The 9,271-nt window shown below is 64.3% G+C and carries 2 protein-coding genes; both read left to right on the top strand.

Annotation, left to right across the window (positions count from 1 at the left end; genetic code table 11):
• Nucleotides 1-167 precede the first annotated feature (167 nt).
• Nucleotides 168-4,715 (top strand): CxxxxCH/CxxCH domain c-type cytochrome, encoded by a 4,548-nt coding sequence (locus tag AC11W3_RS20920; RefSeq protein ID WP_484093708.1) that lies wholly within the window; start codon nucleotides 168-170, stop codon nucleotides 4,713-4,715.
• 128 nt (nucleotides 4,716-4,843) lie between these two features.
• Nucleotides 4,844-8,656, top strand: coding sequence for a hypothetical protein (locus AC11W3_RS20925; protein WP_484093709.1), 3,813 nt, complete (start codon nucleotides 4,844-4,846; stop codon nucleotides 8,654-8,656).
• Nucleotides 8,657-9,271 lie beyond the last annotated feature (615 nt).

Here is a 9,271-nt window from a genome sequence, read left to right on the forward strand (position 1 = left end):
AAAAGCGGGCACCCTCTCCCGGAGGGCGAGGGAAGTTGAAAAGAAGTCGGTAAAGAGAAGCAGCAAAAATTTAGAGAAACTCCGCTTCGGGGCTCACGGGTTGGGAAGCAGCGAATCGATCGCCGCACGAGCCCGGAGAGCCTGGATAGATGTCGAAGGAGCCGATAATGAAGAGTTACCTCAGGGCGACATATCGCACCCCGATGGTGCTGTTGATACTGGTGCTGCTCGTGATCCCCTTCCTGACCGGGAAAGGCGCCGAGGCCGCGCCGCAGTATGTGATCGACTGCGACGGCTGCCACCGGATGCCACCTCTGGACTCGAACGACGGCAAGCGCAAACCCGATTCGGGCGCCGTCAAGGGGAACCACGAAACCCATTCGGGCACCACCGCTTCCTCCTGCACCGTCTGCCACGGCCCCGGGGTACTGAGCTCCACCGGCCACCGCGACAAGTCGATCCAGGTGAACGGGAATATCAACACCTCTCCGGCGGGTGGCTCCTACACCCGCAGCGCCGGGGTCTTCATAAACCAGACGACGATTCCGCCGCTCGGGACCTGCAGCAGCGTCAACTGCCACTTCGAAGCGACGACCGCCGCCTGGGGAAGCTCGAAGTACCAGCGCCCGCAGGACGATCCCGCGGCCTGCGGCGCCTGCCACGGCACCCCGGCCAACTCGGCTCCGGCTGACGGCAACCACCCCGGCGCCGCCGCTACCGGCCTCAAGCACGCCGCCTACTACGGCACCGGGACCGGATCGTGCGCCAAGTGCCATCCCGACCATGCCGGCGAGGGCGCACCCTTCGCCCACGCCACCAGCGCCCGCCCCGGCGGAAGAGCCCTGGCCGTCGGCTTCGGCGCGGACGGTGGCAGCTACTCCAAGACCGCGAACCTGAACTATCCCAATTACCTCCCCAGCCAGAATCCGACACGAAACGGCAGCTGCGACGGCGTCTACTGCCACAGTAACGGCGCCGGCCAACCGGGCCTGACTGCACCGGTCTGGGGAACAGTGGGATTGGACTGCGCCGGGTGCCACGGCTACGACGCCAACTCCGGCGCCAAGGCGATCGCGACCAACCAGCACGGGACCCACATCGCCAACTCGGCCAAGGTGGGGAGGAACATCGCCTGCCAGGAGTGCCACAGCTCCACCATCGGCAGCGGCAACAGCATCGTGGTCGCGAACCACGTCGACAGGAACGTCAACGTGAAGTTCGACAACAGCATCAACAGGGACAGCGACGCCCCGGCCTACAACGGACAGCCGACCAACGCCGCGGCAGGCTCGGTCAAGGCACCGCAGAGCCAGGTCGGCAGCTGCGCCAATGTCTACTGCCACAGCGTCGGCAACCTCGATGCCGCCGGAAACGTGGTCCCGGCAGGAGGCTCCTCCTTCCTGGACATCGCCTGGAACGGCGGCGCCATCGGCTGCGACGGCTGCCACGGCGAGCCGGGCAAATCCCATCCGGTCTATGCGAGTGGCGCCGAGGGGTCGGCCACCGCCAACAATCACGTAAGGCACGTGGAAGGGAAGGGCTACGGCTGCGACTTCTGCCACATCGGCACCACCGATGATGCGGCGCTCCCCCCGACCACGGTAAAGGCCGGTGGCCTCCACCTCGACCGCCAGGAGAACGTCGGCTTCAAGAACTTCGGGGGGCAGAGCGGAAGCTATGACGGCTCCCTCGGCAACAAGGGGTGCTCCGCCACCTACTGCCACAGCTCCGGCGAGGCCACCCCGGTCCCGGCGCTGGTGAGCGCGAAGTGGGGCGGCAAGCTCGACTGCCGCGGCTGCCACGGCGGCGACTCCCAGCACGACAACCCGATCACCACCGGCCGCCACGGCGCGCACATCAACGCGGCGAAGAGGGCGGGTGCGCCGACCAATCTGGCCTGCGCCGAGTGCCACGCCCTGACGGTCTCCGCCTTCGACAACAACACCGCCATCACCAACCAGCTGAGGCACGTCAACACCTTCCGCGAGTATTCCGGGGTGAGGGCGGGCAAGATGGCCAGCTACTACACCCAGGTCACCTGCGGCAACACCTACTGCCACAGCTCGGGCGAGGCCAGCCCGGTCTTCAGGAACATGACCGGCGGCAAGCGCTGGGGCGACAACAAACCGATCGGCTGCGCAGGCTGCCACGGCTACGGCGCGGGGAGCTTCACCCCGGTGGCCGGCGAGCCGAACTACCCGAGCAGGGCCGGGGCCGAGAACAGCCACCAGAAGCACACGGTGGGCGCCAACATGGCCGACTCCACCGGCTGCGCGCTCTGCCACCGCACCACGGTGGACCAGGGGGTCAAGAACAGGCTGAAGAGCTACTCCTCGACCCATCTGAACGGGGTGCGCGAGGTCAACTTCGCACCGCTCGGGAACATGACCGGCCACTACGACGCGGGCAAGCGCTGCTCCAACACCTACTGCCACGGCTCCGGCACCAGCATCCCCTGGGGCTCCGCCACCCCGCTCCTTTGCAACGACTGCCACAAGTCGGACGCCACCCTCTCCGGGGCGCATGCCAGCCACTATGAGGCGGCCACGGCGGCCACCAGCTACACCGCTCTCCCCGGCAACTTGGGCGGCACCACCACCAGCTACAGATTCGAATGCTCCTCCTGCCACAACGGGGTCCACGCCAAGGGGCCGGCGACCGGCGGGAACGCCGCCGAGGTCTTCTTCAACTACACCGCCCCCGGGCAAAAGGGTGATTACAGCTACGGCCTGGTGACCGCCAACGACGGAGTCCTCCAGTGGTCGAACGGCACCTGCTCGGGCACCTACTGCCACAGCCAGGGCGACGCCGGGAAGAGCGAGGGGAAAGGGACCGCCTCCATCACCTGGAGCACCCCGGCCAAGAGCCTGCGCTGCGACGGCTGCCACGGCGGCGACATCTCCAAGCCCGGCACGGTGATCACCACCGGGCTGCACAGGACCCATATCGACCCCACGGTCAACGGCTCGCTCGGTACCGGAAACGAGCTTAAGTGCGCCGAGTGCCACGCCAAGACGGTGGCCTTCGCCAGCAACACCACGGTCACCGACAAGAGAAGGCACGTCAACAAGTTCAGGGACTACTCCGGCGTCATGGCCGGGGGCTCGGCCAACTACCCGCAGCCCGGGAAAACATGCAGCAACTTCTATTGCCACGGCAACGGCAAGCCCGGGACCCCGGTGTCCCAGTTCCGGACCCTGGCGGCCTGGGACAGCGGTGCCACCCTGCAGTGCAACGGCTGCCACGGCCAGGCGGCAAGTGCCGATCCCTCCTTCCCGACCAACCCGGTGCTCGGGAGCCCGAACTACCTGAACACCGGGACGGCGGGCGGAAACGGCTCCAACAGCCACAAGCTGCACGTGCAGAAGATGGGGATCACCGCCGCCAACGGCTGCTACGTCTGCCACGCCAAGACCATGAGCAAGTACGCGGCCCAGCAGTTCCGCCCCTACTCGACGGCCCACCTCAAGGGTGTCGCCGACGTCTCCTTCGGGGCCATGTCCACGGCAGGATTCAAGCTGATGAGCTCGGTGGCAAAGGTCAGCTACGACAAGGGGACGAGGAGCTGCTCCACCGTGACCTGCCACAGTAACGGCAAGGGAGGGTACCAGAGCGCCAAGTGGGGCGAGGCGAGCAACTGCGCCATGTGCCATGCACTGAACAAGCTCTCCCGCGGCCACATCTTCCACGTCTACACGACCGCGGTCAACAACCCGACCTTCTACGACAACTACACGGCCAACCGCTCCAACAGCGAGGTGGCTCCCGGAAGGTACAACTACGGCTGCGCCAACTGCCATCCGCTCAACAACCCGAATCACATGAAGGGGACGGTGCTGATCGACCTGACGCCGGGGACCCTCGGCACGGTCGGGCGGCTGCGCTCGCTGAACGGCACGGCCATCAACGTCTCGGCGGTGCCGGCTGGGACCTCGGGGTCCGGGACCACGGTGGTAGGGAACCAGCTCTTCTGCGACAACGTCTACTGCCACAGCAACGGCTACAGCGCGAACCTCAAGTACGCCACCACCCCGGACTGGTTCGCCGGGAACTTCACCGGCGACCGCTGCGCGAACTGCCACGGCAACTCGCCGAACACCGATCCGGCGGCCATGCCGGGCTCGCCCAGCCACACCAACCTCAACTGGTTAGGCAGCGGCACGGTAGGCGGCCACTTCATGGGCATCCACGCCAAGACCATCACCAACAAGATGTACGCCGGCGCCCCGGAGACCTTCGTCGGCCTGCTGTCGCCGGGTAGCGTGGAGCCGGCCAGCCACGGTGTCTCCACCAGTTCCACCACCGTCAGCTGCAACACCTGCCACTGGGAGACGGTCCAGACCTCGGCCAACTTCGGGTCGAGCCAGTGCAACGGCTGCCACACCCTCCCGGCTACCAGGGCCTACGCCACCATCGCCGACAAGTCGAAGCACGTGACCGGCCAGGTGCGTGTCAGCTTCCAGCCGAGCGTGGTCAAGTCCAAGGCACAGATCAGGGACGTCAGCTTCAACGACATCTCGGGGGCGGGACCGTGGCGCCGAAGCGGCGTCTACAAGAGCCCGACCGGTTATGACTACTCGAAGAATTCTCTGGGTGGCACGGCCGGGTGGTCGGGTGGAAACTGCAGCACCGTCGTCTGCCACTTCAACCAACCGGTGCGCTGGGACATCACACCGGGTAGCGTGACCTGCGAAAACTGCCACACCAGCATGTAGGAAGGTAACTCTTTATGCCAACAAAGATGGATTCCAAGGTAGCGACAGTGAAAGTCAGCATGGGAGTAATGCCAGTGAACGAGTCTATTTCGAAATATCGGAAAGCAGCAGGCCTCGCGGCAAGGAGGATGGGACAGGCACTGGCCATCCTGACGGCGGTGATGCTTCTCGGCGGGCTGGGGATAACGCCCCAGTCGGCCCAGGCATTCAACCCCATCATGCACAACAGCTCCTCGGTCGGCTCCAGCTACTGGGGAGGGGGGTGGGGGAACAACCCCAACAGCAAGTACGGCAAGTTCACCTGCACCACCTGCCACGCGGCGGGACCCGGCAGCGGCAACGTGAAGCAGATCAAGGCCAACATCGTGGCCCCCCCCAACTCGAGGAACGATCAGTTCCCGGGGCAATCGTTCGGGGCCAGGGTGGTCTTCGGATCCTCCACCTCCTACGGCTCAGACAACCTGGCCCGCACCTCCTCCAACAGGATCTGCGAGGTCTGCCACAGCCAGACGAAGCACCACAAGTTCAACAACTCGGACGCCACCACCCATAAGGGTGATATCGACTGCGTCTCCTGCCACCTGCACCGGGTCGGCTTCAAGAAACTGACGGCGGAAGGGGGGGGACGCTGCAGCGACTGCCACAGCGACCTCTACGGCAGCTCCGGCGCGGCCTACGGCATGCATTCCAACATCGCGAGGATGAGCTACAAGCACTACCTCGACAACGACAACCAGACCATCACCACCGGAGCGGCAGGGATTCCGAACGGCACCGACGTCAACGTGACCTCCCGCCGCTGCACCATGTGCCACGTCGATCACAACGTCTTCTCGGTGCAGTCCACCGCCACCACCGGCCGGGCCTACAACCTGCGCTACCGCGCCGACGGCACCGAAACCGCCAAGGGGTACAACGACGACTACAACCTCTGCCTGAGCTGCCACTTCGAGGAGAAGACCAAGTTCCTGGAGACCCCCAACGGGAGCACCAAGGTCATGCCGATACCGATGGCAGGACTTTCCTACAACAACGCCACCTCGATCCTCACCTTCTCGACCCACGGCTACCCCGTGATCTCGCGCTTCAACGACGCCAAGCTCGGGAGCAGCAGCTTCAGGGGGATATGCGTCAAGTGCCACAACGACACCATCGGCGGCAACGGCGAGCTCGGCCCGAAGAGCGCCGAGCAGGGCCAGGACTCCCAGTACAAGTTCGGGGAGCACAACTCCACCATACCGAGCCGCTTCGCGGTCTACGGCACCGCCTTCTACCAGCGGCCGGCGGACATCACGGCAACCACCCTTGACTACTCGGCCCTCAACAAGACTATCACCATCACCCCCAGCCCCAACTGGACAACGGACGCATTCCAGGGGCACACGGTGACGGTGACGGGCGGGACCGGAAGCAATCAGCGCATGAGGATCACGGCCAACACCGGCAACGTGCTCACCCTCTCCGGTGCCTTCCTGACTGACCTCAACAACACCTCGCTCTTCGACATCTCGGACGACAACATGTCGGTCGACGAAATCTGCTTCTCCTGCCACAGCCAGGCCGGGCAAGACAAGCCGGCAGGCAATGTCCAGAAGGACTGGTACAACCAGCAGCCCATGAAGGATAGCCTGGAAGGGATACGGGACCTCTTCGTGGGCGACAGCGGGGCCATCACCGCTCCGATAAGAGCCACCACGATCACGGTCAACACCACCAAGGCCTGGGCCGCCGGCGCGCTGGTGGGGTACAAGTTCAAGTCCCCGGGCGGCACCAGGACCATCCTGACCCAGACCGCGGCCTCGACGGGCTCCGGTCCCTACAGCACCACCTTCACCGTGCCCACCAGGCTCACCTCCGGCACCGGGCCCTTCGAGATCATCAAGCCCGCTTCGCATCCGCTCGACACCTACAGCCGCCACGACAGCTACGAGAAGATGTCCCCCTCCATCGGCTGGAACAAGGGGGACAGCGGCGTGACCACGGGGTCGACCGCGGCCAACTCGATCTCGGACACCGCCAAGGGCTGGAGCGGCGCCGAGTTCAACGGCATGTACATCTGGTTCCCCGGGAACTTCGACTCCAGCGGGAATCCCGCCAAGTCGAACATCACCGGCGGCGGCGCTGGGGTAGTGACCTTCACCGCCATACCGGGCTTCACCCCCAGCACGACCGGCGGCGACAACTACTTCATCGGCTACGCCAACGGGACCGGACGCCATGTCGCCTGCGCCGACTGCCACAACACCCATGCAACCTTCAACAACCCTGAAGGAAAGGTGACCAATGCCGGTAGCAACACCATGATTGCCGCGGACTCGGTCAACAGAAGCGGCTGGAAGAACAACATGTGGGTCGGTTTCCTGGTCAAGGTGGTCTCGCCGACCTACTCGGAGCAGATCCGCTATGTCACCGCCTTCGACAAGGTCAGCGGCCAGTACACGGTCTCGATCCCCTGGACCACCCAGCCCGACAGCACCTACACCTACGAGGTGCTGATGGGCGACAAGTGGGTCGGCGGCCAAAGCGGCGGACGCGCCGGCTCGGGTTCCTCGGGGAGCTGGGGTCTGGTGGTCAACGGGTGGAGGCCGGTCCCGGCCTACGGGAACATGACCGGCGCCACCTCCTACAGGATGATAGAGAACGTCTTCGACAACGTGAGCTCCACCGGGTTAAGGGGCGCCACCAACGCCGGGCAGCGCGATCTCTGCGTGAAATGCCACAGCTCCTTCTCCTTTGGCAACGCCACCCCCATGACCCCGTCCGGCGGTCCAGGGAACAACTCCTTCGCCCGCTCCACCGACGTGGTGGAGGAGTTCAACCCGAACAACCCGGCCCACCACGCGGTCTACGCCCGCGGGAAGAACCAGCCGATCGTCCCCACCGGGGACACGGCCGGGGCCAAGAGTGCCTACAACGCCTACTGGCCGGCCTACGGCTCGGCGGCCACCGGCGCTCCCTACACCAAGAGCACCCTGGGAGCCGGCAACGACACCGGCAAGACCGTGACCCTGTCCAGCACCGGGGTGGCCACCTTCGGCGGCGGCAATATCCCGGCCACCGTGAAGCCCGGGTGGTTCCTCTATGTAAACGCCGCGGCAGGCGGGACCGCCCCTGCCGGGACCGCGCTGGCCCAGGGGGCGACCAAGGGTTGGTTCGAGGTGGTCTCGGTGGACAGCCAGACCCAGGTGACGGTGAGCCCGAAGCCGAAGACCAGCTTTGCAGCCTCGTACTTCAAGCTGACGGCGGGGCTCGGGAACAACTTCGTGCCGCCGTACGGGCCGTGGTCGATCCTGCGCTGCACCGACTGCCACGGCTCGACCAAGAAGGACCCGGTCGGCCCGCACGCCTCGATCAACAAGTGGCTGATCAAGTCACTGGACGTCGACCTGAGCTTCGAGTACTACGACGGGAGCTCGGTGGTCTCGGTCACCCCCAACACCGGCGCGGTCGCCGCCATCTTCTGCTTCAACTGCCACAGGAGGGACGTCTACGGTGACGCCAACTGCTACACCGATCAGACAGCACTGGGGACCAACAAGATCGCCTATCGCAGCTTCTCCAGGCAGGCACACTCGGGCGCCAGCGGTACCAGCCACCCCGACCGCCTCACCCTCAAGGGGATGTTCAACGATGACAGCCGCATCGTCTCCACCAGCACCTTGGTCTGGGGGGACATCTCCTGCAGGCACTGCCATGCCGGAGATAAGGTCGGCGGCATCCACGGCACCAACGCCAAGGCGTCCAACACCAGTGCCCCCAACAACGGCAAGGGGCAGGGGAAACGTTTCCTGAACGGGGCCAGCTGGAACGGCTACGGCATGCCGACCACCACCGCACCGACCTGCTACACCACCCCGACCAACTCGGTCTCCACCTGCAACCGCACCTCCTACAACACGGCGACCTCGGCGCCTCTTTACAACTACACGGGAAGCCGTTAGGCGGAAACGTCAACGCATCGGCAACAGGAAGGGGTCCGGCAACGGACCCCTTTTTTCGTGCGGCAGGCAAAAAAATATCTCATAGAGATAATTGGTGATTGCAAATCAAAATGTCATCAAAATGTAAATGTTTTTGTAATTTTACCGTAAGCATCATTTGGCTGTAACACGTAGGCCTTCGCGTGATCCCCGCGTGCGCACCTTGTAGGCGATTGGGGGCTGTTAATATGGTGGCCCCGCCCGTAACCGCAACCCCTCAAACCGGGAAGGCGGTGAATTTTTTTTCACAGCTATTTCTACCCCGACCACTACCACTCCTCACCACCAAGACCGATACAACGGTTAATTTCCCCTCTTTAATGTTGGAATTTAAAATCACGAAGTCTTGAATACCTACGCCGCCGCGACCAGTGGATGTCGCCGACAGGGACATCCGTTGATGGAGGCAATGTCGCGCGGGTCGGCCTGTCGTGCGGCTCCAGCCCACTATTTGTCGGTGTGTCACAGGCATTATGGGGCATGCTCCTTGCTAATTAAAGTGGCGAAAACGCCGGACATGCTGAAATCAGTTTGTCTTCTAAAGACAGAGGTGGGAAATGTTGAGAAGAATTCTCC

This window comes from Geomonas sp. (genome assembly GCF_056994735.1).

Coding starts and splice junctions, on each gene's coding strand:
- AC11W3_RS20920 (WP_484093708.1), top strand. CDS start 168: ATGAAGAGTTACCTCAGGGCGACATATCGCACCCCGATGGTGCTGTTG.
- AC11W3_RS20925 (WP_484093709.1), top strand. CDS start 4,844: ATGGGACAGGCACTGGCCATCCTGACGGCGGTGATGCTTCTCGGCGGG.